We start from the raw sequence: 337 nt of genomic DNA, 5'->3' as shown, positions 1-337 counted from the left end.
TTAGCACAACATTTAGGAAATGTATCCAAAGCCTGTAAAGTAATGGGCTATTCCCGAGACCGTTTTTATCGATTCAAAGAACTGTATGAGCAAGGAGCTGAATTAGCATTACAGGATATCTCCAGAAGATAGCCAGTATTAAAGAATCTTTTAGATGTAGTTATTGATAAGGCTTTTGTTGATATAGACATTGAGAACCCTACTTTGGGGCAGCTTAGAGTAAGTAATGAACTTAAAAAGCAAGGTTTCTTTGTATCACCAGGTGGAGTCATCAGTATTTGGTTAAGACACGATCTACATACGTTTAAACTAAGATTAAAAGCCCTAAAAGCCAAAT

General features: G+C 35.9%; 1 pseudogene. It reads left to right on the top strand.

The features are described 5' to 3' along the window. Positions 1–337: pseudogene (locus tag GNY06_RS13915) on the top strand (helix-turn-helix domain-containing protein); the annotation flags it as partial.

The organism is Elizabethkingia argenteiflava, from assembly GCF_009904105.1.
Classification (GTDB): domain Bacteria; phylum Bacteroidota; class Bacteroidia; order Flavobacteriales; family Weeksellaceae; genus Elizabethkingia; species Elizabethkingia argenteiflava.
This window is presented reverse-complemented; position numbering and strand designations above follow the sequence as displayed.